Below are 392 nucleotides of genomic sequence, written 5' to 3' on the forward strand. Positions count from 1 at the left end.
CCCGCTTGATTTGAAGCGCGCAGCTCCGTGAAATGAAATGCCCCTTTGGCATCGGTTACCGTGCTGAGCTCAACCACTTCACCATAGAGATCCTGACCGCTTAGCTGGATCGCAACCCCTTGTAGAGCAAAGTCATTGCCGTTCAGGTCGCCATCTTGGTTGATGTCTACAAACACGCGGCCTGATATTGATTTGTCGCCCTCATTAGGCTTTTCAGTAAAGCGGATCGCTGGTGTTGGATCTGTGCCGACCACGACTTTAGCAACATTGCTGATAACACCTGCGCCACTGCCGATATAACGATTACCCGTTTGGTGATCTGAGCTTGGTGTTTGCGTGATCGTATAGCCATCCGCATTTGATTCGATTAAACCAGCAAAGCCAAATTCACC

General features: G+C 50.0%; 1 protein-coding gene. It reads right to left on the minus strand.

What is annotated here, in order from left to right; genetic code table 11:
- Positions 1-392, minus strand: a 392-nt coding sequence (locus A7985_RS25495) for an SdrD B-like domain-containing protein (RefSeq protein WP_141685459.1), incomplete at both ends; no start/stop codon positions are given.

This window comes from Pseudoalteromonas luteoviolacea (genome assembly GCF_001696455.1).
GTDB classification, from domain to species: Bacteria; Pseudomonadota; Gammaproteobacteria; order Enterobacterales; family Alteromonadaceae; genus Pseudoalteromonas; species Pseudoalteromonas luteoviolacea_C.